This is a genomic window from Pseudomonas sp. F-14 TE3482, assembly GCF_053629455.1.
The window spans coordinates 2650102-2676683 of sequence record NZ_JBRJII010000001.1 but is presented as its reverse complement, the minus strand read 5'-3'; the positions used below and the strand labels follow the sequence as shown (position 1 = coordinate 2676683).

The following is a 26582-nucleotide window of genomic DNA, read 5'->3' as shown; positions in this document are numbered from 1 at the left end:
CTCGAAGAAGGTTTCTCACAAGGCTAGATCCTCAGGTGTGAATGTCATCTTGAATGAACGATACGGAGCAAAATCGCTCGGCTTCATTCCCTGCATTTCTGTCAAACGTCCAATGTTCTTGACCGCCGCTACAGCGGAAGCGTCGAACGGACCATCGCCGCTGGACTTGGCCACGCCGACCGAAGTCACCGTACCATCGGGCAACATGCCGATTTGCAACACGACCGTCATGCCTTTGCGTGCCGAAGGTGGACGAGCCCAACCTTCCGCTGCACGAGCACGAATCAGATCATCGAAACTGCCGGCGACTTCGTCGCCCTGCTCATCGGCCAAGGCCTGCTGACGCTCTGGCGTGTCGGAAAGCAAATCAGCCAAGGCCTGAGCCTTTTTGTCTTCGGCGGATTTACGTGCCGCTTCCTGCGATTTTTTCTTCGCAGCATCGGCAGCAGCTTTCTTCTTCGCATCTTCGGCGACTTTCTTCTTCGCCTCTTCAGCTTCAGATTTCTTCTTGGCGTCTTCGGCGGCTTTCTTCTTCGCGTCTTCGACGATCTTTTTCTTCGCTTCTTCAGCGGCCGCTTTCTTGGCCTCTTCTTCAGCAGCTTTCTTGGCTTCTTCTTCAGATTTCTTCTTGGCTATATCAGCCAATTGTTTCTCTTCGGCCTTTTTGGCTTCGGCGGTCTTCTTGGCTTCATCGGCTTTCTTGGCTTCATCAGCCTTTTTTGCCTCTTCCGCTTTCTTCGTCTCGTCGGCCTTCTTGGATTCTTCGGCTTTTTGAGCCGCATCTTCCTTCTTTTGTTCCGCGGCCTTGATCGCTTCCTGCTCGATCTTTTTCTGTTCCATCTGTTCGACTTCAGTCTGGCGCGCGGCGGATTTCTTCGCCTCACCCGCAATCTTCTGATTGGTCTGGGTGGTCGCCTGACTTTTCGATTTCAGCTGGTACAAGGTCGCCTGGACAATCGGCTTGGCCGGCGGCAGTTCCGGTGTGAAGGCAAAGCTGACGAACAGCATGCCGAACACCAGCACGTGCAAGACAATCGCCCAGACACTAGGCCAGAAGTAGCTTTCCGAGGCGGACGGCTCTCGCATTTGCTGCATCAGGGTGCCTCGGTAATCAAGCCAACATTACCGACCCCGGCTTTCTGCAACCCGCCCATCGCGCCCATGACGGAGCCGTAATCGACAGTCTTGTCGCCGCGAATGAATACTTGGGTACGCTTGCCGCCTTCAGTACCGGCGCGAATGATCTTGGTCACCGCGTCGGTCATTTGCGGCAAGGTCATGGCCTTGTCCTGCTGCTTATCAGTGTCGACTTCGCTGCCAAGGTTCCAGTAGTAGGTCTTGTCAGACTTGATCGAAATGGTCAGGACCTGAGTGTTGTTGTCCTGCGGCAAGGCTTCGCTGGAAACCTTGGGCAGATCAACTTTCACGCCCTGATTGAGCATCGGCGCGGTCACCATGAAGATGACCAGCAGTACCAGCATCACGTCGATGTAAGGCACCACGTTCATCTCGGCAACCGGCTTGCGCTTTTTGCGAGCTCGAGCGATTAAAGCCATTGGAAATTACCTGCTTATTCTTCGCTGGTGTGCACTTTGCGGTGCAGGATCGCCTGGAATTCATCGGCGAAGGTGTAGTAACGGCCCAGCAGGGTTTCGCTGCGAGCAGCAAAACGGTTGTAAGCGATAACGGCCGGGATGGCGGCGAACAGACCGATCGCGGTAGCGATCAGTGCTTCGGCGATACCTGGGGCCACAGTGGCCAGGGTCGCTTGCTGGGCAGTTGCCAGACCACGGAAGGAGTTCATGATGCCCCAGACCGTACCGAACAGACCGATGTACGGGCTGACGGAACCGACGGTGGCGAGAAACGGCAGGCTCTGCTCGAGTTTTTCTTCCTCGCGGGAGATGGCCACGCGCATGGCACGGGCCACGCCTTCCATGACTGCTTCCGGGTCAACGCCCGACTGCTGACGCAGACGGGAGAATTCCTTGAAACCGGCACGGAAGATTTGCTCCACACCCGAATCCGGATCAGGGTTGCTGCCGGCCTGACGGTAGAGTTTGGACAGGTCGATACCGGACCAGAAGCGCTCTTCAAAGCTCTCCAGGGCACGTCGACCGGCGCGCAGCAAGTTGCTGCGCTGAAAGATCATGATCCATGAGGTCACCGATGCGGCTACCAGGATCAGCATTACCAGTTGCACCACGATACTGGCATTGCTGACCAAGCTCCACATGGAGGAATGGTCGACGACGTTAGCTTCCACGCTTTATCTCCTGCTTTGAGTGTGTACCCGCGCCGCTCACGTCGGCAAAGGCCGCACGTAGAGCTTCGGGAATGGCCCGGGGTTTCAAACTGTTGGTGCGCACACAGGCCACCAGAAACTGCCCTTCGCAGAGCAGCACATTATCCGTAGCCCGCCTGACCTGCTGTTTGAAGCGCAGGCTGACCCGGTTCAATTCAATTACTTCAGCGCTTACCAGCAGTTCGTCGTCCAGTCGCGCCGGCGCGTGGTAACGCGCTTCGCTGGAATGCACGACAAACAACAGGTCCTCCCCTGCCAGCGCCGACTGGGCAAAGCCCAGCTCCCGGAGCCGCTCGGTTCGAGCCCGTTCCATAAACTTGAGGTAATTGACGTAATACACGATGCCGCCCGCATCGGTGTCCTCGTAATAAACGCGACAACGATGTGCGAACGGCTCAAGCCCGTTTTGCGCGCGCATACTCTAGTGCTTACTCCTCAGGTTGCCAATCCGGCCAGGCAACTGTTTTTCATTGATTCGCGGCTTTGCGGCGAAAGTACGGTCCTGGGACAGCACAAACCCCGAATAAATCAGCGCGCAAAGGTTACTAATCGTCCACGGCATCGAGGAACTCGTCTACCACGGGCATCTCGCCTAATCGTGACGGGATGTTTAAACCGAAGTGCAGGTACGCATGTCGAGTGACCACCCGCCCCCGCGGAGTGCGCATGATATAGCCCTGCTGGATCAAATATGGCTCCAGCACGTCTTCAATGGTGTGACGCTCTTCGCTGATCGCCGCCGCCAGACTGTCCACCCCCACCGGCCCACCGTCGAACTTCTCGATCATGGTCAGCAGCAGGCGTCGGTCCTGATGGTCGAAACCACGCTCGTCGACATCCAGCAGATTCAGCGCCAGGTCGGCGATTGGTTTGGTGATGTGGCCTTTGGCGCGAACCTCGGCGAAATCCCTCACTCGGCGCAGCAAGCGGTTGGCGATCCGCGGCGTGCCACGGGCACGGCGGGCGATTTCGAAGGCGCCTTCCGGGTCCAGCGGCAAACCGAGAATGTTCGCCGAACGGCTGACAATCGTTGCCAGGTCGGCGGTGTTGTAGAACTCCAGACGCTGAACGATTCCGAAACGGTCGCGCAACGGATTGGTCAGCATGCCGGCCCGGGTGGTTGCGCCGACCAGGGTGAACGGCGGCAGATCGAGTTTGATCGAGCGCGCGGCCGGCCCTTCGCCGATCATGATGTCGAGCTGGAAGTCTTCCATCGCCGGGTACAGCACTTCTTCGACGATCGGCGACAGCCGATGGATCTCGTCGATGAACAGCACGTCATGGGGTTCAAGGTTGGTCAGCAACGCAGCCAAATCACCCGGACGCTCAAGAACCGGCCCCGAGGTGCTTTTGATCGACACACCCATTTCCTGGGCAATGATGTTGGCCAGGGTGGTTTTACCCAGTCCCGGCGGACCGAAAATCAGCGTGTGGTCGAGGGATTCATTGCGCCCACGCGCGGCCTGGATAAACAACTCCATTTGCTCGCGAACGGTCGGCTGGCCAATGTACTCGGCCAGGCTGACGGGACGAATTGCCCGGTCCTGGACTTCCTCGCGGTCACGGGGCCCACCCGTGGCGGCGATCAGACGATCAGCTTCAATCACTTAGATCATTCCCTTCAGGGCGCGACGAATCATGTCTTCACTGCTCAAACCCTTCTCCTTGATCGCAGAAATCGCCTTGCTGGCTTCCTGCGGCTTGTAGCCCAGGGAAATCAGCGCGCTGACCGCGTCATTCTCGGCAGTGGCGACTGGAGCTGGCGCATCTGGCCCACCCGGCTGGTTTGGCACCAACGCGAACATCGCCGGCACGGTTTCCCACGCCTTGAAGCGATCCTTGAGTTCCACCAGCAAACGCTCGGCCGTTTTCTTGCCCACGCCCGGCACCTTGGTCAGGGCCGAAGTGTCCTGGGATTGCACGCAACGAACCAGCTCGTCGACCTCCAGGCTCGACATCAAGGCCAGCGCCAGTTTCGGCCCCACACCATTGAGACGGATCAGCTCGCGAAAAAAGTCTCGCTCGCGCTTGCCAAAGAAGCCATAGAGTAACTGCGCGTCTTCGCGTACGACCAAATGGGTGTGCAAGGTCAGCGGTTCACCGACCGACGGCAAGCGATAAAGCGTGGTCATGGGCACTTCCAGCTCATACCCCAGACCGTTTACATCCAGAATCAGGTGCGGCGGCTGTTTCTCAGCCAAAGTGCCGCGCAAGCGTCCAATCACGTTTCAGATCCTTGAGCCTTGGCCAGATCAGTACTGGCGACTGACAGAACAAAGGTTTTGCGCCGACAGCACAGGCGCAAAACCCTCATTCCATAAAAAATGATTGCTGATGCTATCAGAGACGCAGGCGCCCGCCACGACTGCGTGCTGTGCCCAGACCATGCGGCAACAGGCTGGACCGTGTGTGAGCGTGGCAAATCGCGATGGCCAGGGCATCCGAGGCATCGATTTGCGGCTTGCTGGTCAATTTCAGCATGTGCATGACCATCATCTGCACCTGCTCTTTATTCGCCGCGCCGGTGCCGGTCACCGCCTGTTTGACTTGGGTCGCGGTGTATTCGGCGATTTCCAGGCTTTCCTCGGCGCCGGCCACGATGGCAGCGCCACGGGCCTGACCGAGCTTGAGGGCGGAGTCGGCATTGCGGGCCATGAAGACTTTTTCGATGCCCATGGTCACCGGGCCGTAGGTCTGGATCACTTCACGCACGCCCCGGTAGACGATTTGCAGGCGCTCGTGCAGCTCGCCGGAGCCCGTGCGAATGCAGCCCGACGCCACGTACACGCAGCCACGCCCGGTATCACGTACCACGCCATAACCGGTGATACGCGAACCGGGGTCGATACCAAGAATTAAAGTCATAACGCCTGCGGGTTAGGTAAGAGCACGATATTCAATACAGCGAATAACAAATGTGGGAGCTGGCTTGCCTGCGATGGCGTAGGCACATCAAACAATGATGTAGCCTGACACGCCGCCATCGCAGGCAAGCCAGCTCCCACACTGAATCTTAGTCGCCCTTATCCGAGCTGAGCGGCCACCGACTCTGGAATGTCCGCGTTGGAATACACGTTTTGCACGTCATCCAGGTCTTCGAGCATGTCGATCAGCTTCAGAATCTTCTCGGCGCCTTCCAGGTCCAGTTCGGCACTGGTGGTCGGCAGCATGACGATTTCCGCGTCATCGCCCTTGAAGCCTGCAGCCTCCAAAGCGTTGCGCACGGAATAGAAGCCGGCGAACGAGGTGAACACGTCGATTGAACCGTCTTCGTGGGTGACCACATCATCGGCGTCAGCCTCCATGGCCGCTTCCATCAGCGCATCCTCATCCACGCCTGGCGCGAAGGAAATCTGCCCCTTGCGCTCGAACAGGTAGGCCACCGAACCATCGGTGCCGAGGTTGCCGCCACACTTGCTGAACGCATGGCGAACAGCCGCTGCAGTACGATTGCGGTTGTCGGTCATGCATTCGACCATCACCGCCACACCGCCCGGACCGTAACCTTCGTAGGTCAGCTCGACCATGTCGTCGGTATCGGCGGCGCCAGCGCCGCGGGCCACTGCGCGGTCGATGATGTCGCGGCTCATGTTCGCACCCAGCGCTTTATCCAGCGCCAGACGCAAGCGCGGGTTGGAGCCTGGATCACCGCCACCCTGACGAGCAGCAACCGTCAGTTCACGAATCCACTTGGTGAAAATCTTGCCCTTCTTGGCATCCTGACGTTCTTTGCGGTGCTTGATGTTCGCCCACTTGGAATGACCCGCCATAACTCGCTCCGAATTATCTTTGAAACATTGCCCGCCACGCCATGATGCGCCGGCCAGCAAATAAAAATCTCGACCATTCTATAAAGAAAGGGCGCATCCGAAGATGCGCCCTTCTGGTCAGCCTTACTCAGCTTTAGGCGTTTCGCGCAGACGAATGTGCAGTTCGCGCAACGCCTTGGCATCCACCAGCCCCGGTGCCTGAGTCATGACGCAGGCAGCACTCTGGGTTTTCGGGAAGGCGATTACTTCACGGATCGACTGGGCGCCGGTCATCAGCATCACCAGACGGTCCAGACCGAAGGCCAGACCACCGTGCGGCGGCGCGCCATATTTCAGGGCGTCGAGCAGGAAGCCGAACTTCTCTTCCTGTTCCGCTTCGCTGATACCCAGCAGACGGAACACCGACTGTTGCATTTCCTTGCGGTGGATACGGATCGAACCGCCACCCAGTTCGGTGCCGTTCAGGACCATGTCGTAGGCACGAGACAGCGCGGTTGCCGGGTTGGCTTCCAGTTCTTGCGGTGTGCACTTCGGCGCGGTGAACGGGTGGTGCAACGCGGTGAAGCTGCCGTCGTCGTTCTCTTCGAACATCGGGAAGTCGACAACCCACATCGGTGCCCACTCGCAGGTCAGCAGGTTCAGATCGTGACCAACCTTGATCCGCAGCGCGCCCAAGGCTTCGCTGACGATCTTCGATTTATCAGCGCCGAAGAACACGATATCGCCATCAACTGCACCGACGCGATCGAGGATCACGTTGAGGTTAGCCTCAGGGATGTTCTTGACGATTGGCGATTGCAGACCTTCAACGCCTTTGGCGCGCTCGTTGACCTTGATGTACGCCAGGCCCTTGGCACCGTAGATGCCGACGAACTTGGTGTAGTCGTCGATCTTGCTGCGCGGCATGCTTGCCGCGCCTGGAACGCGCAGAGCGGCAACGCGGCATTTCGGGTCGTTGGCAGGGCCGCTGAACACCTTGAAGTCGACTTCTTTCAGTTGATCGGCAACGTCAACCAGTTCCAGCGGGTTACGCAGGTCCGGCTTGTCGGAACCGTAACGACGCATGGCCTCTTCGAAGGTCATGTGCGGGAAGTCGCCGAATTCCAGGTCCAGCACTTCCTTGAACAGGTTGCGGATCATTTGTTCGGTGATACCCATGATCTCTTTTTCATCGAGGAAGCTGGTCTCGATGTCGATCTGGGTGAATTCCGGCTGACGGTCGGCGCGCAGATCTTCGTCGCGGAAGCACTTGGCGATCTGGTAGTAACGGTCGAAGCCGGCGACCATCAGCAGCTGCTTGAACAGCTGTGGCGATTGCGGCAGGGCGAAGAAGCTACCGGCGTGAGTACGGCTCGGCACCAGATAGTCGCGCGCGCCTTCTGGCGTGGCGCGGGTCAGAATCGGCGTCTCGACATCGAGGAAGCCGTTCTCGTCCAGGAAGCGACGGATACTGGTGGTCATGCGCGAACGCAGACGCAGCTTCTCGAGCATTTCCGGGCGACGCAGGTCGAGGAAGCGATAACGCAGGCGGGTTTCTTCGCCGACGTCGGAGAACTCGTTCAGCGGGAACGGCGGGGTTTCCGCTTCGTTCAATACTTCAAGCTCGTAGCCCAGCACTTCGATCATGCCCGACGCCATGTTGGCGTTGGTGGCACCGGCCGGACGCAGGCGTACCTTGCCGGTGATCTTGACCACGTATTCGCTGCGCACGCGATCGGCGGCGGCGAAGGATTCAGCGCGGTCCGGGTCGAACACCACCTGGGCCAGACCGTCACGATCACGGATATCGAGGAAAATCACCCCACCGTGGTCACGGCGACGGTGAACCCATCCGCAAAGGGTAATTTCCTGGCCTTCCAGGCTTTCGTTCAGTTGGCCGCAATAATGGCTGCGCATCATGGTAGTGGTTTCACTTCTCGTAATTCGAAATTCGGTTGGAGGTCTTGCCGCACCCCCACACTTAAATAAGGTGCCAGATGATGCAAGAGCTCGCGCGTGTCATTCAGCCCGGGCGCTAGACCCTAGTCAGCTTTGTCGCCACCGGCCAGATTCTTCTTGGAACCGGTCTTGAAGTCGGTTTCGTACCAGCCGGTGCCGCTGAGGCGGAAGCCCGGCATGGACAGCATCTTTTTAAGCTCTGGCGCCTGGCAGGCAGGGCAGTCGACCAGCGGTGCTGCGCTGATCTTTTGAATGGCTTCCAACTGATGACCACAGGAAGCACATTGATAGTCGTACATCGGCATGGGGGTTGTCTCGGCGATCAGATTGCTACCGCGCATGCTGGGCTTTGCGGCAAAGGGCGGGATTATATCCATTAAATGCAGCCTGTGCAGCCGTAAGACTGCACAGACCGACACTCGACCCGATCAACCGCCATCGTCAAGCCATGATGGGGCAACTTCCTTCCTTCAGGCTGTGCACGACGCAGACAACCCGCACCAGCCCGGTGAAGTTCTTCACCCCGCCGTGACGCAGATGCACTTCGCGATCCACGTGGGACAACAGCGCACTGACCGAGCAGCAATTGACCTTGGCCATATCACCCAAAATATCCCAATAGACCTGTTCAAGCCGCAAACAGGTCGCAAAGCCATTCAAACGCACCGACCGGGATAATGGCTGGGCCAGGCCCATATCGAATTCGCTGACAAATGAATCAATCCTCACGTCCTTGAGTGGACTGACCCTCCCCTCGCTTCGCCTGTCTTGATAAACCATAGCGTTGACACTCCTTTGCCATCCTTGCTGCTTATAAGAGTCATATTCCGTTTCCTTATAAAAGCGCAGGCGCACAGGGATATCTAGATGACTTTATGACCATCGACGTAGGATAAGCCAACAACTGAGGGGAGATCATGGAGCTCGTCCTAGGCCGGACGATTTCCTACGAAAACTGACGCAATGTCTTTCAGCGAAACGGCAAAAAGCCGCGCGAAACACAGCCGGCAAATAATACTCAGCAAGCGTCATGCACACAGCGGCCAGCGGGAGTACCGCTGGACTGCCTGATTTGAGTAGCTGCGGGCTTTGCTGTTAAATAGGCAGTGTGTCGCTACCGCCTATTTTCCGGGGGCTGCGCATAGGCTGATAGCGGGAACGTGTCCAACGCCTCTTATTGTTCCGAAGCGAACCGTGCTCCATCAGCTCTTCCTTGTGATCCGTCTTAACGTGAGTTAATCAAAATGTTGAAAATCGTCCACCTGCTAATGGGCGCAGCAGCCTTGCTGCTGTCCTTCATCCCTAGCCTGCGATCCGAAGCGCTACCTTACCTGCAACAACCCGATGCGCTGTACCTGGCCTTTTTCGGCCTGCTCAACCTCACCCTTGCACCTGTTATCCCTTACTGGAACAAAGGCCCGCGTCATCAACTGCAAAACCTGGTCAGCGCCTTGCTGGTTCTGGCTGTGGTATTGCAAACACTGACATTGTTCGCCCCGATGCCTGTCATCGCTGGTCAACCTGCCGTTCTGTTCAGTCTGGTCGCTGCCCTGATCGCCATTCTTTTGCACCTGGCTGTCAGCTTCTATAAATCTTCACCGGCCGCCGCCTCGCCAAGCTATGACATGAGCAACCGCGATACTGGCACCGTCAAGTGGTTCAATACCTCCAAAGGCTTCGGCTTTATTTCCCGTGATTCCGGCGATGATATTTTCGTGCACTTCCGGGCAATTCGCGGCGAGGGCCACCGTGTTCTGGTCGAAGGCCAACGCGTGGAGTTCTCTGTGATGAACCGTGACAAAGGCCTGCAAGCCGAAGATGTGATCGCCGCCCTGCCGCGTCGCTGACTCCAAGGCTAAAAAAAACCGCGAACAGCCCTGGCTGTTCGCGGTTTTTTATGGCCTGCCCTTCACTAATGAGCTCACTAATGTGGCTCAGTAATGCGGTGGTGGCGCCTCTTCTTCGAAGGACTCGAACTGACCGGCCATTTCCTCTTGCCGCTTGAGCAATGCGGCCATTTGCAGTTGCAGACGCTCCACTGCGCGTTGCTGCGTCGCCAGCACATCACTCAATGCCTGGATGGTGTCATCCTGAAACGCCAACTGGCTTTCCAGATCGGTAACGCGTTCTTCCAGGCTCATGACTCAACCCTCCAGAAACGTGAAGTCATCGGTCAACACCAGACGCAGCCGCTCACGAATCGCCGCGATCTGCTCTGGACTGTAGGGTTTGGCCGGCTGCTTGCCCCAGACCGGGGCTGGCCAGGCGGCGTCCTCACGCTTGCGCACAATCACATGCATGTGCAACTGGCTGACGACGTTACCCAGGGCCGCGACGTTCAATTTATCCGCGTCGAACGAGTCCTTGAGCATTTCCGCCAGTGCGGTGGTTTCCTGCCACAGCTGCTGTTGATCTGCGACATCTAATTGAAATATCTCACTGATATCCTCGCGGCGGGGCACGAGGATGAACCACGGGTAGTTCGAATCATTGGACAACAGCAACCGACAGAGCGGGAAATCGCCGATAGGCAACGTGTCTTGTTGAAGTCGTGGATCTAAAGCGAACACAGCGCACACTCCCCTCTGGTGATCTTTTTTCAGCTTAGCGCCCCATTGCGAAAGACGGCGCACCAAGCGACAGGACGGCAGCATACCTGCGAACGCCACACGCTTCACAACGAACTGCCACCGGCTGCGCCCTACGGGCGCCCCGACATGAACCATTTTGATCCGGTATGCACCATGACAGAACCAGCCGCCGCACAAAAAATGCCGGAATGACCGATAAACGACGGGCCGTTCGAATCCACGACAAAGCGACACTGTGTGAATTCGGTACAACAATTGAAATTTTTTGCACCAAAACCGCACAACGCGTCTACGCTCAGTGCGTCAGCATCCGCTAACTACTCACTGGCGGGGTGAACCGGTAACGTTTTTGGTTGTCGCCCCCACTGGATCGATGTGGTAAACACGATGCGAAGCATGGCGTCAAGCTCAGGTAAAACGAGCTTGAACCCCCCGGTTTTATGAGGTTTTTACAGCAACAGGCAGGCCTTTGGAAAAAAACAGCAACAGAATTCCGATTTGTGCACGCTTGTTGCATTCACACCCGTATCGTCTATAAGCGCTCCGCTGGAAGTGGAAGCCTTAAGACCAATAAAAACAGCGGCAGGGTTGCCCGATGGAGATTCAAGTGCAGGACAAGGGACTCTTTTTTACCGACGCTCAAGCCATGGAAAACAACGTTGAAGTTGTCAGTCCGATTGCGTCGGGATTGTGAATTTGCGACATCTACCCAGCCATTTGCGACAGGGTCGTAAAGAAGCTGAAAGGTTAGATGCGCAAGTATCGCCAACATGGTCGGCGTGATATAAGTTTGCGCCGACACAAAAAGAAAGAGCCGCCCGGATAATAAAACAGGCGGGACGGCAGTACTCTTCTAAAAACCAAAGGAGCAAATCACGATGCGCGTGATGAAGTGGAGCATGATCGCACTGGCAGTTGCAGCAGCAGCCAGTACTCAATTGGCTACGGCCGCACCTTTCGTAAGTGACCAGGCTGAAGCCAAAGGTTTTGTTGAAGACGCCAAGTTCGACTTGCTGCTTCGCAACTATTACTTCAACCGTGACCGCAGAGACGGCGCAAACGACCAGAAAGACTGGACACAGGGCATCTGGGGCAATTTCAGCTCCGGTTATACTCAAGGTACCGTAGGTGTCGGCGTTGATGCATTCGGTTATCTGGGTATCAAACTGGACGGTGGCGACGGCACAACTGGCTCGGGTAACCTGAGCCGCGACTCCCAAGGCCGCAACCACGACGACTTCGGCAAAGCCGGTGCCGCCGTTAAAGTTCGCATCTCCAAAACTGAACTGAAGTTCGGTGAGATGCAGCCAAGCACCTCTCCAGTATTCGCTGTCGGCGGTTCTCGTCTGGTGCCTCAAACCGCTACCGGTTTCCAACTGCAGAGCAGCGAAATCAAGAACCTGGACCTGGAAGGCGGTCACTTCTACTCGGCCTCCAGCCAGGATGAGATGAACAGCGATGGCGAACTGTGGGCGAACTACGCCGGCGTTACCGCTAAAACCGCAGACTATGCTGGCGGCAAGTACGGGTTCACCGACAACCTCAGCGCATCGTTTTACGGCGCCCAGCTGGAAGACATCTGGAACCAGTACTACGCCAACCTGAACTACACCATCCCAATGGGTAGCGATCAGTCGATTAACCTGGACGGTAACATCTACAACACCAAAGATACCGGTTCCGCCAAAGCAGGCGAGATCAGCAACACCACGTTCTCGCTGGCTGCTGCTTACTCGTTCCTGAAAGCACACACCATTACCGTGGCCTTCCAGAAAGTTAACGGCGACGTCCCGTTCGACTACATCGGCGTGGGTGACAACAACCGCGGCGGCGACTCGATCTTCCTCGCCAACTCCATCCAGTACTCTGACTTCAACGGTCCTAACGAGAAGTCTGCTCAGGTCCGTTATGACCTGAAAATGGCTGAGTACGGCGTTCCAGGTCTGAGCTTCATGACCCGTTACGTAAAAGGTTGGGACATCGACGGCACCAACACTCCAACAGGCAGTGCTTACGCCGGCCTGTACGGTGAAGATGGCAAGCACAATGAAACCAACCTGGAAGCCAAGTACGTTGTTCAGACTGGCCCGGCAAAAGATCTTTCCTTCCGCGTTCGTCAAGCATGGCACTTCGCTAATGGCGACCAGGGCGAAGGCGATATCAAAGAGTTCCGTCTGATCGTCGACTACCCGCTGTCGATTTTGTAATTGCCGTTAGCTACTTCGCGGTAATCAAAAAAGGCCCATCTTCGGATGGGCCTTTTTTATTGGCTACAGCATTGTGTTTAACGGTTCAGCTCTTGCAGAACAAGTCTGACCGAAAGGTCAAACATGAATCGAAAGACCGATCATTACACCGTTGCCGATTCCTGCATCACTCGAATAACCCGCTGCGGAAATGGAATATCAATACCGGCAGTCTTCAACCGATCGCGCGATTGCTCGTTAAACATGAACATCACATTCCAGTAGTCAGCGGTCTTCACCCACACCCGCAGGGAAACAGTGATCGAACTGTCACCCAGCATGGAAATTACCGCTTCCGGCGCCGGATCAGCCAATACTCGCGGGTCCTTGGCCAACTCCAGTAACACTTCACGGGCCTTTTGCAAGTCCGCCTCGTAAGCCACACCTACATCAAACACGACCTTGCGGGTCGGTTGACGGTTGGTGTTGGTGATAATGCCGTTCGACAGATTACCGTTAGGCACGATGATGGTTTTGTTATCGCCGGTGCGCAGTACGGTATGAAAGATCTGGATGCTGTCGACCGTACCGGCAACACCTTGAGCTTCGATCCAGTCACCGATGCGGAACGGGCGGAACAACAGAATCAGCACGCCGCCAGCGAAGTTCGCCAGGCTGCCCTGCAACGCCAGACCGATCGCCAGGCCAGCAGCACCGATCGCGGCGACGAACGAGGTGGTTTCCACGCCGATCATCGACGCTACGCTGACGATCAGCAGAACCTTGAGAATGATGTTCGCCAGGCTGCTGATGAAACCTTGCAGCGCCAGGTCGGCATTACGCAACGCCAGCAGGCCGCCGAGTTTTTGCGTCACCTTGTTGATCAGCCACCAACCGATGGCCAGGGTAATCACCGCCAACAGCACGCGACTACCGTATTCCATGATCATCGGAATCCAGGCTTGGGATGCCTTGACCAGATTGTCCACTTCAGTATTCAAATCCATCTACTTTCTCCTGATTTCCGGCCATCCGGCACGCGAAAATAAGCGGCAGAAAGACCAAACCCGTGAGGGCTCAATCGTTTCTGCCGTTGCTTGGGCCTCGGACGTCGAAAACGCCAAGAGGTTCCGCTTGAAAAATCAGTCGCGGAAGTTGTTGAACTGCAGTGGCATGTCGAACGTCTTGGCGCGCAGGGCTGCAATCGCTTCCTGCAAATCGTCACGCTTCTTGCCGGTAATGCGCACTTGCTCGCCCTGAATGGCGGCCTGGACCTTGAGCTTGGCGTCTTTGACGTGAGCGACGATTTTCTTCGCCAGCTCTTTGTCGATGCCTTCCTTGAGGACCGCTTCCTGCTTCATCAACTTGCCCGACGCGTAGGCATCCTTGACTTCAAGGCACTGCACGTCGATCTTGCGCTTGACCAGAGCCAGCTTGAGGATCTCGATCATCGCTTCGAGCTGGAAATCGGCTTCCGCGGTCAGGTTGACGGTCAGGTCCTTTTCCTTGAACTCGAAGGTGCCTTTGCCTTTCAGGTCATAACGACGATCGAGTTCCTTGACGGCGTTCTCGACCGCGTTGGTGACTTCGTGTTTGTCCAGTTCGGATACCACGTCGAACGACGGCATGTAATCTCTCCAATAAAAAGGCACGCTCGATAACGATGGAGCGCGCTTGGCTTGCGGTTAAAATCGGGCTCATTATAACGGGTCTTTTCCAACCGATACTGCGAGCCTCACATGCCAGCGTCAAACCGAGCAGAAAGTTGATGTCTACCCCTTGGCATATTCTCGGCGCCGGCAGCCTCGGCACCCTTTGGGCCACACGTCTGGCGCGGGCAGATGTGCCGGTCAGGCTGATCGTGCGGGACGCGACACGCTTACAGGCCTATCAGACGGCGGGCGGTTTGACGCTGGTCGAACACGGCGAAGCGCAGCTGTATCCGGTGCCCGGCGAGACACCCGACAGCGATGAGCCCATCAGCCGTCTGCTGGTGGCCTGCAAAGCCTACGACGCCGAGAAAGCCGTGGCCCGCCTCGCCCACCGCCTGACACCCGACGCCGAACTGATCCTGCTGCAGAACGGCCTCGGCAGTCAGGACGCGGTTGCCGCGCAGGTGCCTCAGGCGCGCTGCATCTTCGCCTCCAGCACCGAAGGCGCGTTTCGCGATAGCGACTGGCGTGTGGTGTTCGCCGGTCACGGCTACACCTGGCTGGGCGATGCGGGCCATCCGGTAGCGCCGATCTGGCTGGAGGACTTGAGCGCCGCCGGCATTCCCCACGAGTGGAGCACCGACATCCTCACAAGGCTGTGGCGAAAACTGGCGCTCAATTGTGCGATCAACCCGCTGACCGTACTGCACGAATGCCGTAACGGCGGTTTGCAGCAACATCAATGCGAAGTCGCCACCCTGTGCGCCGAGCTCACCGAACTGCTGGAGCGCTGCGGCCAGCCGGCAGCGGCGGAGAACCTCCGGGAGGAAGTCGAACGAGTGATCCAGGCCACAGCGGCCAATTTCTCCTCGATGTACCAAGACGTCGCAAATCAGCGCCGCACCGAAATCAGCTACCTGTTGGGCCATGCCTGCAAGGTCGCGTCGCGGCATCAGTTGAACCTGCCCCACCTCAGTCAATTGCAGGAGCGCCTGATTGCTCATCTGCGCAGCCTTGGATTGCCCAGCGACTGAGCAGCGGCTACGCTGGCCACTTGTTCCTTTTCAGCGATGAACCTGATGCCATTGCGCCAGCGCCTTGAAAACCTTCCAGTCGGCCAGAAATTGCTGGCCGCCCTGCTGGTGCTGTTGACCACCGTTTTGCTGGTCGCCAACCTGACCTTTATCAGCGCCGCCTATTACATCTCCCAGGAAAGCATGGCTCCTCAGGCCTTGCAGACCATCGGCCGACTGGTGTCCAACCCAAGCCTGATCTCCGACGCCTTGAAGTCACCGCAAACCGCCCAGCGCCTGCTCAACGAGCTCAACAGCTATACACCGTTGCGTGCAGCAGCGCTCTATGACGGTAAAGGTGTGCTTCTGGCGCAGCTGCAGCAGGGAGACGAGCTCCATCTACCGGAGCATTTCCGGCATCTGGAAGCCTGGCAAGCCACCGAGTTTCGCAGCAATCAAGTGATCACCCTGCCCCGCCCCGGTACCGCGCCGGGGCACTTGCTGCTGGTAGCCAGCAGCGAATTGCCGATGGCGTTCTACACCGGGACCCTGACCGCCAGTTTGGGGATTCTGATCTTCAGCGTACTGTTATGGCTGGTGATCGCCCGACAGATCAAACGCCTGATCACCCGCCCGATTCACCAGCTCGAAGAGTTGTCCCGGCAAGTGACCCGGGAAGAGAACTACGCCCTGCGCGCCTCTCGCGGCAACCACGACGAAATCGGCAGCCTCGCCGAAGCGTTCAACACCATGCTCTCGCGCATCGAGGCCCGGGAGCAGCAGCTCAAGCGCGCCCGCGACGATTCCCAGGCCGCCTACGACCAGGCTCAGGGGCTGGCCGAAGAAACCCGTCACACCAACCGCAAGCTGGAACTGGAAGTTCAGGTGCGCAGCAAGATCGAAAAGAAACTCACCGGTTTCCAGAACTACCTCAACAGCATCATCGACTCCATGCCGTCGGCCTTGATCGCCCTCGACGAGCAGCTCTACGTGACCCAGTGGAATCAGGAAGCCAGCGCCCTGTCCGGCACGCGCCTGGACGAAGCCTTGAACCAACCGATCTTCCTCGCCTTCGAACCGCTCAAACCGTTCCTGCCGCAACTCAGGCAAACCGTCGAGCAGCACACCGTGGCGAAAATCGAACGCGTTACCTGGCTCAAGGACGATGAGCCCAAGCATTATGCCCTGACGTTTTACCCATTGATGGGCGGTGCCGGGCGCGGCGTGGTGATCCGGATCGATGACATCACTCAGCGACTGTCCCTGGAAGAAATGATGGTGCAGTCGGAAAAAATGCTCTCGGTCGGTGGCCTCGCCGCCGGCATGGCCCACGAAATCAATAATCCACTGGGTGCAATCCTGCACAACGTGCAGAACATTCGTCGGCGCCTGTCACCCGATCTGCCGAAGAACCTCGAACAGGCCGAACAACTCGGCATTGAGCTGGAAACGGTCAACCAGTATTTGAAAGCTCGAGAAGTGCCGCAATTACTCGATGGCATTCAACAGGCCGGTGCCCGGGCAGCAAAAATCGTGACGCACATGCTCAGTTTCAGCCGCCGCAGTACCCGGCAGATGGCTCCCTGCGATTTGCCGGCGTTGATCGATCAAGCGGTGGAGATCGCCGGCAACGACTTCGACCTGGCCATCGGCTTCGACTTCAAGGGGCAGGCGATCATTCGGCAGTTCGATCCGGCACTGGGCCCGGTGCCCGGCACTGCCAACGAACTGGAACAGGTGCTGCTCAACCTGCTGAAAAACGCCGCGCAAGCCATTCACCAGCGCCCGGACGACCGCGAACCGGGGCGGATCATTCTGCGCACAAAACTGAATCCGCCATGGGCGGAAATTCAGGTCGAAGACAACGGCATCGGCATGAGTGAGAACGTGCGCAAACGTACGTTCGAGCCGTTCTTCACCACCAAGGAAATCGGTCAGGGCACCGGCCTTGGGCTCTCGGTCTCGTACTTCATCATCACCAACAACCACAAGGGCCAGATGGAAGTGCAATCGACGCCGGGCCAAGGTACCTGTTTCACCTTGCGCCTGCCGTTGTCGGGCACTCCGGTGGTTTCTCAAGAACTCAATCAGCTGTCGAGGTAACCATGGGCTTTCGCTTGTCGAAGATTTACACCCGCACTGGCGACAAAGGCGAAACCGGGCTCGGCGATGGCCGCCGGGTGCCCAAGGACCATCCGCGCATCGAAGCCATTGGCGAAGTCGATACGCTGAACAGCCAAGTGGGTGTGCTGTTGGCCGGGTTGGCGGCGCAAAGTGATACGTATCCGGGGTTGAACGAAGTGATCGAGGTGTTGGCGCCCTGCCAGCATCGGTTGTTCGACTTGGGTGGCGAACTGGCGATGCCGGTGTATCAGGCACTGAACACGGCAGAAGTCGAGCGGCTGGAGGCGGCGATCGATGTGTGGAATGAAGAGTTGGGGCCGCTGGAGAATTTCATTCTGCCCGGCGGTTCCGCGCTGATTGCCCAGGCCCACGTATGCCGCTGCCTGGCGCGCAGTGCGGAGCGGCGCTGTCAGCAGTTGAATGCGATTGAGCCATTGGCCGGGGTTGGCCTGGCGTATATCAATCGGTTGTCGGATTTGTTGTTTGTGGCGGCACGGTTGATTGCCAAGCGTCAGGGGATTGCCGAGATTTTGTGGCAAGCGGCTGCGAAACCCGAAGTTTAGTCGGCGCGTCAGAAGACGCCATCGCGGGCAAGCCCGCTCCCACAGGGATCAGTGTCGTACACAATTCTGTGTCCACCACGGACCACTGTGGGAGCGGGCTTGCCCGCGATGGCGCCAGCAGCAACACCGCAGAATCAAGCTTCAGGCCAAAACGCCCGAATCCCCGCCACACCCTGCGCCCCTGCTTCCCAGGCTTTTTGCCGCTCCGCCGGGCCAACACCACCGAGCAAAAACACCGGTTTGCTGAAGCCCTCGATCAAAGTCGAAGCCTGCTCCCAACCCAATGGCAGAGCATCCGGGTGAGTCTGCGTCGGCTGCACCGGCGACAGGGTCACAAAGTCCACGCCCATTTGCTCGGCCAACGCCAGTTCTTCAGCGTTGTGGCAAGACGCTGCCAACCAGCGTGACGCCGGTAGCGGACGCCCGGCCGCCGCGTACTTGCGCAACTGCGCCGACGTGATGTGCCAACCGGCGGACGGGAAGTCCCCCAGCCATTCAAACGGCCCCTTGATCATCAACTGCGCCTTGCCGGCACACAGCCCCGCCGCGTCCACCGCCAGGTCGCGGTATTGCGGGTCGTAGCCGTTGGGCGCGCGCAACTGAATCAGCTTGATGCCACCGGCGATGGCTTTCTGAATACCGCGCAGCAAGGCCGGGGTTTCCAGGCCCTCCGGGGTGATCAGGTAGTCGCCGGGCAAGCGTGCTGCGGCGACGATCGGCTGGTTGGCGGCCGGAAATTCGTAATCCACCAGTTCCCGCGCGGTCACCCAGGCCAAAGGCTGGCCTTCGGCGCCATGGGGTTCGCCGGTAAACGCCGAGACTTCCCAGACATCCAGCAACACCTGCTTATCCGGGTAATCGTGGCGGACCTTGATCATCGGTCGCGCGGTATTGACCACAATGCCCAACTCTTCGTGAAGCTCGCGAGCCAGGGCCATCTCGACGGATTCGTCATCCTCGACCTTGCCACCGGGGAACTCCCACAAACCGCCCTGATGCTGGGTGTCGGCACGGCGGGCAATGAGGATCTTGCCGCTGCTATCGCGGATAACCGCGGCTGCTACATGGACTCGTTTCACCGCTCTATTTCCTCCAGACCCGCCTTCCGCCAGGCCTTGAAGGCTGGCCATTGGTAGATGGTTTCGACATAGGCCGCGTCGGCCTCGGGCAGTTTTACCTGATAGGTGCGCAGGCGTACGGCGATCGGTGCGAAAAACGCATCCGCCAGGGTCGCGCCGCCAAACAGGAACGGGCCGGTTTCAGTCGCGACGGCGCGACATTCAGCCCACAACGCCAGCACGCGCTCGATTTCAGCCTGAACTTCAGGCGGGGTCGGCGACAGTGGCGCGCCGTGGCTCAGGTCGAACGGCATGTTGCCGCGCATGGCGAAAAAACCGCTGTGCATCTGCGCACACGCCGAACGCGCCTGGGCACGGGCGGCAGTGTCTTTGGGCCAGAGGCCGGCATCGGGGAATTGTTCAGCCAGGTATTCGGCAATCGCCAGGGAATCGGCAATGGTGCCGTGCTCGGTTTTCAGCAGAGGGACTTTCCCGGTTGGCGAATGCTTGAGCACGCGCTCGCGAGTGTCCGGCTGGTTCAGCTTGATCAGTTCTTCGGTGTAGGACGCGCCGGTCAGGTCAAGGGCCAGTGCGGCGCGCAGGGACCAGGAGGAATGCAGTTTGTCGCCGATGATCAGGTGGAGGCTCATGTTCGGGCGCCTTTTGGTAAGTGGAACAGGCCAGAATTTTTAGTGTCCGGCCGTCCGTCATCGCGGGCAAGCCCGCTCCCACAGTGATCGGCGTGAACACAAAGTTTGTGCACACCACTGAACCTGTGGGAGCGGGCTTGCCCGCGATAGGGTCGACTCGGTCTTACGTACGGTACTCAGCGTTGATCTTCACGTATTCGTGGGACAGGTCAGTCGTCCAGATGGTTTCGCTGCAATCACCGCGCCCCAGTTCGATGCGGATGGTGATTTCTTCCTGCTGCATTACCGCCGCGCCCTGAGCTTCGGTATAGGTGGCAGAGCGAGCGCCGCGGCTGGCGATGCACACGTCACCGAGGAATACGTCGATCTTGCTCACGTCCAGGTTCGGTACGCCGGCACGGCCCACGGCGGCCAGAATGCGGCCCCAGTTCGGGTCGGAGGCGAACAACGCGGTCTTGATCAGCGGCGAGTGGGCCACGGTGTAACCGACGTCCAGGCACTCCTGGTGATTGCCGCCGCCGTTGACTTCCACGGTGACGAACTTGGTCGCGCCTTCGCCGTCGCGCACGATGGCCTGGGCCACGTCCATGCAGACTTCGAACACCGCTTGTTTCAGCAAAGCGAACAGCGGACCGCTCGCTTCGGTGATTTCTGGCAGTGCTGCCTGACCGGTGGCGATCAGCATGCAGCAGTCGTTGGTCGAGGTGTCGCCGTCGATGGTGATGCGGTTGAACGACTTGTTGGCGCCGTCCAGCAGCAGGTTTTGCAGCACGTCGCGCGAAACTTTGGCGTCGGTGGCGATGTAGCCGAGCATGGTCGCCATGTTTGGACGAATCATGCCCGCGCCTTTGCTGATGCCGGTGACGGTGATGGTCACGCCGTCATGCTGGAACTGGCGGCTGGCCCCCTTTGGCAGGGTGTCGGTGGTCATGATGCCGGTAGCGGCGGCTTCCCAGTTATTCACCGACAGGTCGTCGAGGGCGGCTTGCAGCGCGCCTTCGATTTTTTCGACCGGCAGCGGCTCGCCGATCACACCGGTGGAGTACGGCAGCACCAGGCTTGCATCGACGCCAGTCAGCTCAGCCAGTTTGGCACACGTGCGCTCGGCGGCGGCCAGGCCAGGTTCACCGGTGCCGGCGTTGGCATTGCCGGTGTTGGTCAGCAGGTAACGTACCGGGCCTTGCACGCGTTGTTTGGCCAGGATCACGGGAGCGGCGCAAAAGGCGTTCAGGGTGAACACGCCCGCGACCGTGGAACCTTCGGCACAGCGCATGACCACGACATCCTTGCGCCCCGGGCGCTTGATGCCGGCCGAGGCGATACCGAGTTCAAAACCGGCAACCGGGTGCAACGTTGGCAAAGGACCAAGACCAACAGCCATGAATGCGCTCCTTAATAAATGATGTCTGCACCGCCGTCGGGGCGTCGGTGGTTTAAATGGCAAAACGCCGCGACGGCATAAGCCGGTCGCGGCGCGGGTATTTCAGCGTATGAAACGGGTTTACTGGATCTGCCCGTGGCAATGCTTGAACTTCTTGCCCGAACCGCAGTAGCACAGCTCGTTACGGCCCAGTTTCTGCTCGTTGCGCACCGGCGCGGTGGCGAGGGCTACGTCGACCTCTTCACCCAACACTTCCGGTTGCTCCAGGCCAGGGGCTTCGTCGTGCTGGAACTGCATGCGCGCAGCCAGTGCCTCGGCTTCCTGACGCAGGCGAGCTTCTTCTTCGATCGGATCTTCGCGGCGGACCTGAACGTGCGACAGCACACGGATCGAGTCGCGCTTGATGGAATCCAGCAACTCGGAGAACAAGGTGAAGGACTCGCGCTTGTATTCCTGCTTCGGGTTCTTCTGCGCATAACCACGCAAGTGGATGCCGTGACGCAGGTGATCCATGGTCGACAGGTGGTCTTTCCACAGGTCGTCCAGTACGCGCAGAACGATTTGCTTCTCGAAGGTGCGCAGTGCTTCGGCACCGGCCTGGTCTTCTTTCTCGTTGTACGCGGCGATCAGCTCGTTCATCAGCTTCTCGCGCAGGGTCTCTTCGTAGAGGTGATCGTCTTCGTCCAGCCATTGCTGGATCGGCAACGCCACGCCGAAGTCGCTCTGCAACGCTGCTTCCAGACCGGCCACGTCCCACTGCTCTGGCAGCGATTGCGGTGGAATGTGTGCGCTGACGGTTGCGTTGAGCACGTCCTGACGGAAATCGGCGATGGTTTCGCCGATGTTGTCGGCGGCCAACAAACTGTTACGCATGTGATAGATCACTTTACGTTGTTCGTTGTTGACGTCGTCGAATTCGAGCAATTGTTTACGGATGTCGAAGTTGCGGCCTTCAACCTTGCGCTGAGCCTTCTCGATGGCGTTGGTCACCATGCGGTGCTCGATCGCCTCACCGGACTGCATGCCCAGCGCCTTCATGAAGTTCTTCACCCGGTCAGAGGCGAAGATGCGCATCAGGCTGTCTTCCAGCGACAGGTAGAAACGGCTGGAACCGGCGTCGCCCTGACGACCGGCACGACCGCGCAACTGGTTGTCGATACGGCGCGATTCGTGACGCTCGGAAGCGATTACCTGCAAACCGCCCGACTCCAGCACTTGCTGGTGGCGTTTCTGCCAGTCGGCCTTGATCTGGGCAATCTGCTCAGGGGTCGGGTCTTCCAGCGAAGCGACTTCCACTTCCCAGTTACCGCCCAACAGGATGTCGGTACCACGACCGGCCATGTTGGTGGCTATGGTCAGTGCGCCCGGACGACCGGCCTGAGCAATGATTTCGGCTTCTTTTTCGTGGAACTTGGCGTTCAGAACCTTGTGTTCGATGCCTTCCTTCACGAGCAGGCTGGACATGTGCTCGGACGTTTCGATGGTGGCGGTACCCACCAGCACCGGACGGCCCTGAGTCATGCACTCCTTGATGTCGTTGATGATCGCCGCGTATTTCTCTTCGGCGGTCAGGAACACCAGGTCATTGTAGTCTTTACGCGCCAACGGTTTGTTTGGCGGGATGACCATGACCTGCAGGCCATAGATCTGGTGGAATTCGAACGCTTCGGTGTCTGCGGTACCGGTCATGCCGGACAGCTTGTTGTACAGACGGAAGTAGTTCTGGAACGTGGTCGACGCCAGGGTCTGGCTTTCGGCCTGGATGTTCAGCCCTTCCTTCGCTTCGATGGCCTGGTGCAGGCCTTCGGACAAACGGCGACCCGGCATGGTACGGCCGGTGTGTTCGTCGACCAGTACAACCTGACCGTCCTGGACGATGTATTCGACGTTGCGATTGAACAGTTTGTGCGCACGCAGACCGGCATAAACGTGGGTCAGCAGACCGAGGTTATGCGCCGAATACAGGCTCTCGCCTTCAGCCAGCAGGCCGACGCGGGTGAGCATGTCTTCGATGAACTGGTGACCGGCTTCGTTGAGTTCGACCTGACGGGTCTTCTCGTCCACGGTGTAGTGGCCAGCCTTGGTGACTTCGCCTTCGACTTCTTCGACGTGCAATTCCAGCTGCGGGATCAGTTTGTTGATCTCGATGTACAGCTTGGAACTGTCCTCGGCCTGACCGGAGATGATCAGCGGGGTACGGGCTTCGTCGATGAGGATGGAGTCGACTTCGTCGATCACGGCAAAATTGAGTTCGCGCTGGAATTTTTCTTCCATGCTGAACGCCATGTTGTCGCGCAGGTAATCGAAACCGAATTCGTTGTTGGTGCCGTAGGTGATGTCGGCGGCGTAGGCGGCACGCTTCTCTTCCGGCGGCTGGAATGGGGTGACCACGCCGACCGTCATGCCGAGGAATTCGTAGAGCGGACGCATCCAGTTGGCGTCACGGCGGGCCAGGTAGTCGTTCACCGTCACAACGTGCACGCCCTTGCCGGACAGCGCGTTGAGGTAAACGCCCAGTGTCGCCACCAGGGTCTTGCCTTCACCGGTACGCATTTCCGCGATCATGCCTTCGTGCAAGGTCATGCCGCCGATCAGCTGGACATCGAAGTGGCGCATACCCATGACGCGCTTACCGGCTTCGCGGGCGACCGCAAAGGCTTCTGGCAGCAGCTTGTCGAGGGTTTCCCCTTTGGCGAGGCGGGCCTTGAACTCGTCTGTCTTGGCACGCAATTGATCGTCCGAAAGGGCCACCATTTGCTCTTCGAAGGCATTGACGAGCTGCACCGTCTTGAGCATGCGTTTGACTTCACGCTCGTTCTTGCTTCCAAAAAGTTTCTTTAACAAAGGCGCAAACATATCGGCAGGATCTTCCACACTAAAGGGATGGAGGGCGGCCCCGTGAGTCGCCCGTGCAGCCCTCATGGCCGCATGCGAACGAGTATTCTACCCGGAAACGATGGTGAGGAAAGTGGCGTTATTCCACGATGCATGCACTGCGCTATGACGGGGCTCACTTAAAATAAGGGCATTTTGCTGAACTTCAACCCATCAAGGGCACAAGTTACTTGTTGATTTAATGGGTAAAGCGCTCGCAAAGCAATGGGTCGGGGGCAGCGGGTGCTTTCTGTTACCATGGCCGCTCTGTTACTTCAGGTGTCTGATCATGGCATTTCGCCCTCTCACGGCCAGAGCACCCGCCGTTCTGCTTCGCGAAGCCAAACCGCTGAAAGCCATTTTTGGCCACGCTCAACGCCTGGGTCATTTACAACGTCTGGTGGAAAGTCAGTTGCAGCCAGCTGCCCGCGAGCATTGCCATGTGGCGTCGTGGCGCGAAGGCAGTTTATTGCTGATTGTCACCGACGGCCATTGGGCCACCCGCCTGCGTTATCAACAAAAGCGTCTGCAACGGCAGTTACAGCTGTTCGACGAGTTCGCCAGCCTGACGCGGATTCTGTTCAAGGTTCAGCCGCCTACCGTTCAGCAAGGGGCTGCGGGGCATACGATAAATTTATCGACCGATGCGGCGGCGACCATTCAGGCGACGGCTGACGGGATTACCGACCCGAACCTGCGGGCGGCCCTCGAACGGCTGGCGGCTCACGCCAAACCCAAGGTTTAAAAGCAGGATCAAAAGATCGCAGCCTTCGGCAGCTCCTACAGGGTGTACGCCATCCCAATGCAGGAGCTGCCGAAGGCTGCGATCTTTTGATTTTCAGCGGCGTTTGCTGCCACCGAGCAATGAGCCCATCAACCCGCGTACCAATTGTCGGCCCAATTGATTCGCCGCCTGTCGCATCGCTGATTTCAATGCCTGGCCTGCCGCTGTGCCGAGGAATTCCCCGGCCTGCTCGGTGAAACTCGGCTCTTCAGGTGCAGGTTTGCCCGGCGCGGCTTCGGGCTCCGGCGCCAGGCCTTTGCGCCCCATCAGCACTTCATAAGCCGATTCGCGATCGACCGGTTTGTCGTAACGCCCCTTGAACGGCGAACCGGCAATCAGCACGGTGCGTTCGGTCTCGGTCAGCGGTCCGATCCGCGATTGTGGCGGTGCAACCAATACACGCTGGACCATCCCGGGTGTGCCCTTGTCCTGCAAGGTGCCGACCAGTGCCTCGCCGATCCCCAACTCGGTCAACACCGACAAGGCTTCAAATGCCGGGTTCGGCCGGAAACCGTCGGCCACCGCGCGCAGGGATTTCTGCTCTTTGGCAGTAAACGCACGCAAACCGTGCTGAATGCGCAGGCCCAGTTGAGCCAGTACATCATCCGGCAAATCACCTGGCGATTGGGTGACGAAATACACCCCCACGCCTTTCGAGCGAATCAGTCGCACCACTTGTTCCAGACGCTCCTGCAACGCCTTGGGCGTACCGGCGAACAACAAGTGTGCTTCATCGAAAAACAGCGCCAGCAGCGGTTTCTCGGCATCGCCACGCTCCGGCAGTTGCTCGAACAGTTCGGCCAGCAGCCACAGCAGGAACGTCGCATAGACCTTCGGTGCTTCATGCACCAGACGGCTGGCATCGAGCAAGTGAATGCGCCCGCGACCATCCACGGCCGGCTGCAACATGTCTTCCAGTTGCAGCGCCGGTTCGCCGAACAACGCTTCAGCGCCTTGCTGTTCCAGCGTTGCCAAACGGCGCAACAGCGCCTGGCTGGAACCAGTGGTCATCAGCGCCGCGTCATCCCCCAGCAATTCGGGGCTGTCGCGCAGGTGATTGAGCAGCGCCTTCAAATCCTTCAAATCCAGCAGCAACAGCCCTTCGCGGTCGGCTACCTTGAACGCGGCATAGAGTGCCGACTGCTGACTGTCGGTCAGTTCCAGCAGGCTGCCGAGCAGCAACGGGCCCATTTCGCTCAAGGTTGTGCGCAGTGGATGACCGGACTGACCGTTAATGTCCCACAGGGTCACCGGATACGCCTGAGGCTTATGGTTCAGCCAAGGCATGCCGGCGATCCGCTCGGCGACTTTGCCTTGAGGGTTGCCGGCAGCGCCCAGGCCGCACAGGTCGCCTTTGATGTCCGCCGCGAACACCGCCACGCCGGCATCGCTGAAGGCTTCGGCCAGACGCTGCAAAGTGACGGTTTTACCAGTCCCGGTAGCCCCCGCTATCAACCCGTGACGGTTGGCCAGGCGCATGGCCTGGGCGATGGACTGGCCCGCGAGGTCGGCGCCGATAACGAGTTGCGATGAATCAGGCATTTTGTCACCCATGGTTAATCTTTGATCCTTCATGGCCGATAACAAGCGAGAGACCAGACTGAAAATAGCGTCGGTAATCCCCTAAGGAGAGGTGGAAATATCAGCTTACTTTCAACACTGCCCATTTTGCGCGCCTTTATAAAAGCACGCC

Annotated in this window: 26 protein-coding genes; 6 read left to right on the top strand and 20 right to left on the bottom strand. The window is 58.5% G+C overall.

Features of this window, described 5'->3' with window-relative positions; genetic code table 11:
• Window positions 1-15 precede the first annotated feature (15 nt).
• The 11 genes from tolA to AB7M26_RS11995 form a co-directional block, all read right to left on the bottom strand.
• Window positions 16-1095 (bottom strand): cell envelope integrity protein TolA, encoded by a 1080-nt coding sequence (tolA, locus tag AB7M26_RS12045; RefSeq protein ID WP_123495502.1) that lies wholly within the window; start codon window positions 1093-1095, stop codon window positions 16-18.
• Entirely contained in the window at window positions 1095-1547 is a 453-nt protein-coding gene (tolR, locus tag AB7M26_RS12040; protein ID WP_162130599.1) for a protein TolR, read from the bottom strand. The genes tolA and tolR overlap by 1 nt, the downstream gene beginning before the upstream one ends.
• Window positions 1548-1570: 23 nt before the next feature.
• The gene (tolQ, locus tag AB7M26_RS12035; protein WP_007897030.1) at window positions 1571-2266 is read right to left on the bottom strand and encodes a protein TolQ; all 696 of its coding nucleotides are present in this window, start codon (window positions 2264-2266) and stop codon (window positions 1571-1573) included.
• Window positions 2256-2723 (bottom strand): tol-pal system-associated acyl-CoA thioesterase, encoded by a 468-nt coding sequence (gene ybgC / locus AB7M26_RS12030; RefSeq protein WP_007933231.1) that lies wholly within the window; start codon window positions 2721-2723, stop codon window positions 2256-2258. The genes tolQ and ybgC overlap by 11 nt, the downstream gene beginning before the upstream one ends.
• Window positions 2724-2850: 127 nt before the next feature.
• Complete coding sequence (gene ruvB / locus AB7M26_RS12025) at window positions 2851-3912, bottom strand: Holliday junction branch migration DNA helicase RuvB (RefSeq protein WP_008006678.1); 1062 nt, start codon at window positions 3910-3912, stop codon at window positions 2851-2853.
• Complete coding sequence (ruvA, locus tag AB7M26_RS12020) at window positions 3913-4530, bottom strand: Holliday junction branch migration protein RuvA (RefSeq protein WP_007897033.1); 618 nt, start codon at window positions 4528-4530, stop codon at window positions 3913-3915.
• 115 nt (window positions 4531-4645) lie between these two features.
• A complete protein-coding gene (gene ruvC / locus AB7M26_RS12015; protein ID WP_008147379.1) occupies window positions 4646-5170 on the bottom strand; it encodes a crossover junction endodeoxyribonuclease RuvC in 525 nt (174 codons plus the stop codon).
• Between the two features lie 158 nt (window positions 5171-5328).
• Window positions 5329-6075 (bottom strand): YebC/PmpR family DNA-binding transcriptional regulator, encoded by a 747-nt coding sequence (locus AB7M26_RS12010; protein WP_095632180.1) that lies wholly within the window; start codon window positions 6073-6075, stop codon window positions 5329-5331.
• 123 nt (window positions 6076-6198) lie between these two features.
• Complete coding sequence (gene aspS, locus AB7M26_RS12005) at window positions 6199-7974, bottom strand: aspartate--tRNA ligase (protein ID WP_008072428.1); 1776 nt, start codon at window positions 7972-7974, stop codon at window positions 6199-6201.
• A gap of 122 nt (window positions 7975-8096) precedes the next feature.
• A complete protein-coding gene (locus AB7M26_RS12000) occupies window positions 8097-8318 on the bottom strand; it encodes an FmdB family zinc ribbon protein (protein ID WP_010457489.1) in 222 nt (73 codons plus the stop codon).
• A 136-nt stretch (window positions 8319-8454) separates the two neighbouring features.
• The gene (locus AB7M26_RS11995) at window positions 8455-8793 is read right to left on the bottom strand and encodes a ribbon-helix-helix domain-containing protein (protein ID WP_123495504.1); all 339 of its coding nucleotides are present in this window, start codon (window positions 8791-8793) and stop codon (window positions 8455-8457) included.
• A 464-nt stretch (window positions 8794-9257) separates the two neighbouring features.
• Between AB7M26_RS11995 and AB7M26_RS11990 the strand changes: the two genes are divergently transcribed.
• Window positions 9258-9860, top strand: a complete 603-nt coding sequence (locus AB7M26_RS11990; RefSeq protein ID WP_123495506.1) for a cold-shock protein — start codon at window positions 9258-9260, stop codon at window positions 9858-9860.
• A gap of 87 nt (window positions 9861-9947) precedes the next feature.
• On the opposite strand, the gene AB7M26_RS11985 is transcribed toward AB7M26_RS11990, so the two are convergent.
• Together AB7M26_RS11985 and AB7M26_RS11980 are read right to left on the bottom strand one after the other, a co-directional pair.
• Complete coding sequence (locus tag AB7M26_RS11985; RefSeq protein ID WP_050683199.1) at window positions 9948-10154, bottom strand: SlyX family protein; 207 nt, start codon at window positions 10152-10154, stop codon at window positions 9948-9950.
• A gap of 3 nt (window positions 10155-10157) precedes the next feature.
• Window positions 10158-10583, bottom strand: a complete 426-nt coding sequence (locus tag AB7M26_RS11980; RefSeq protein ID WP_123495507.1) for an HIT family protein — start codon at window positions 10581-10583, stop codon at window positions 10158-10160.
• An 899-nt stretch (window positions 10584-11482) separates the two neighbouring features.
• On the opposite strand from AB7M26_RS11980, the gene AB7M26_RS11975 reads away from it, so the two are divergent.
• On the top strand, window positions 11483-12811 hold the full coding sequence (locus tag AB7M26_RS11975) for an OprD family porin (protein ID WP_429384426.1): 1329 nt from the start codon (window positions 11483-11485) through the stop codon (window positions 12809-12811).
• 143 nt (window positions 12812-12954) lie between these two features.
• On the opposite strand, the gene AB7M26_RS11970 is transcribed toward AB7M26_RS11975, so the two are convergent.
• Both AB7M26_RS11970 and AB7M26_RS11965 read right to left on the bottom strand, forming a co-directional pair.
• The gene (locus AB7M26_RS11970) at window positions 12955-13797 is read right to left on the bottom strand and encodes a mechanosensitive ion channel family protein (protein ID WP_123495511.1); all 843 of its coding nucleotides are present in this window, start codon (window positions 13795-13797) and stop codon (window positions 12955-12957) included.
• A 135-nt stretch (window positions 13798-13932) separates the two neighbouring features.
• The gene (locus AB7M26_RS11965) at window positions 13933-14418 is read right to left on the bottom strand and encodes a YajQ family cyclic di-GMP-binding protein (protein WP_007906601.1); all 486 of its coding nucleotides are present in this window, start codon (window positions 14416-14418) and stop codon (window positions 13933-13935) included.
• Window positions 14419-14558: 140 nt separating this feature from the next.
• Between AB7M26_RS11965 and AB7M26_RS11960 the strand changes: the two genes are divergently transcribed.
• The 3 genes from AB7M26_RS11960 to AB7M26_RS11950 are packed head-to-tail and all read left to right on the top strand — an operon-like array spanning window position 14559 to window position 18142.
• Complete coding sequence (locus AB7M26_RS11960; RefSeq protein WP_429384422.1) at window positions 14559-15476, top strand: putative 2-dehydropantoate 2-reductase; 918 nt, start codon at window positions 14559-14561, stop codon at window positions 15474-15476.
• 45 nt (window positions 15477-15521) lie between these two features.
• Window positions 15522-17558 carry a sensor histidine kinase gene (locus AB7M26_RS11955; RefSeq protein WP_192343864.1) on the top strand — a complete coding sequence of 679 codons (2037 nt, stop codon included), beginning with the start codon at window positions 15522-15524 and terminating at the stop codon, window positions 17556-17558.
• 2 nt (window positions 17559-17560) lie between these two features.
• The gene (locus tag AB7M26_RS11950; RefSeq protein ID WP_429378283.1) at window positions 17561-18142 is read left to right on the top strand and encodes a cob(I)yrinic acid a,c-diamide adenosyltransferase; all 582 of its coding nucleotides are present in this window, start codon (window positions 17561-17563) and stop codon (window positions 18140-18142) included.
• Between the two features lie 134 nt (window positions 18143-18276).
• Here the strand turns inward: AB7M26_RS11950 and AB7M26_RS11945 are convergent, their stop codons facing one another.
• The 4 genes from AB7M26_RS11945 to secA all read right to left on the bottom strand — a co-directional run bounded on the left by AB7M26_RS11945 (window position 18277) and on the right by secA (window position 24087).
• Window positions 18277-19221 carry a Nudix family hydrolase gene (locus tag AB7M26_RS11945; RefSeq protein ID WP_123495517.1) on the bottom strand — a complete coding sequence of 315 codons (945 nt, stop codon included), beginning with the start codon at window positions 19219-19221 and terminating at the stop codon, window positions 18277-18279.
• On the bottom strand, window positions 19218-19850 hold the full coding sequence (locus AB7M26_RS11940) for a glutathione S-transferase family protein (RefSeq protein WP_429384417.1): 633 nt from the start codon (window positions 19848-19850) through the stop codon (window positions 19218-19220). Before AB7M26_RS11940 ends, AB7M26_RS11945 begins: the two co-directional genes overlap by 4 nt.
• 163 nt (window positions 19851-20013) lie before the next feature.
• Window positions 20014-21231, bottom strand: coding sequence for a bifunctional glutamate N-acetyltransferase/amino-acid acetyltransferase ArgJ (gene argJ, locus AB7M26_RS11935; protein WP_008015216.1), 1218 nt, complete (start codon window positions 21229-21231; stop codon window positions 20014-20016).
• A gap of 120 nt (window positions 21232-21351) precedes the next feature.
• Window positions 21352-24087, bottom strand: a complete 2736-nt coding sequence (gene secA, locus AB7M26_RS11930; RefSeq protein WP_123495523.1) for a preprotein translocase subunit SecA — start codon at window positions 24085-24087, stop codon at window positions 21352-21354.
• 307 nt (window positions 24088-24394) lie between these two features.
• On the opposite strand from secA, the gene AB7M26_RS11925 reads away from it, so the two are divergent.
• Window positions 24395-24850, top strand: a complete 456-nt coding sequence (locus AB7M26_RS11925; RefSeq protein ID WP_123357942.1) for a DUF721 domain-containing protein — start codon at window positions 24395-24397, stop codon at window positions 24848-24850.
• A gap of 93 nt (window positions 24851-24943) precedes the next feature.
• On the opposite strand, the gene AB7M26_RS11920 is transcribed toward AB7M26_RS11925, so the two are convergent.
• The gene (locus tag AB7M26_RS11920) at window positions 24944-26431 is read right to left on the bottom strand and encodes a helicase HerA-like domain-containing protein (RefSeq protein ID WP_123495529.1); all 1488 of its coding nucleotides are present in this window, start codon (window positions 26429-26431) and stop codon (window positions 24944-24946) included.
• Window positions 26432-26582 lie beyond the last annotated feature (151 nt).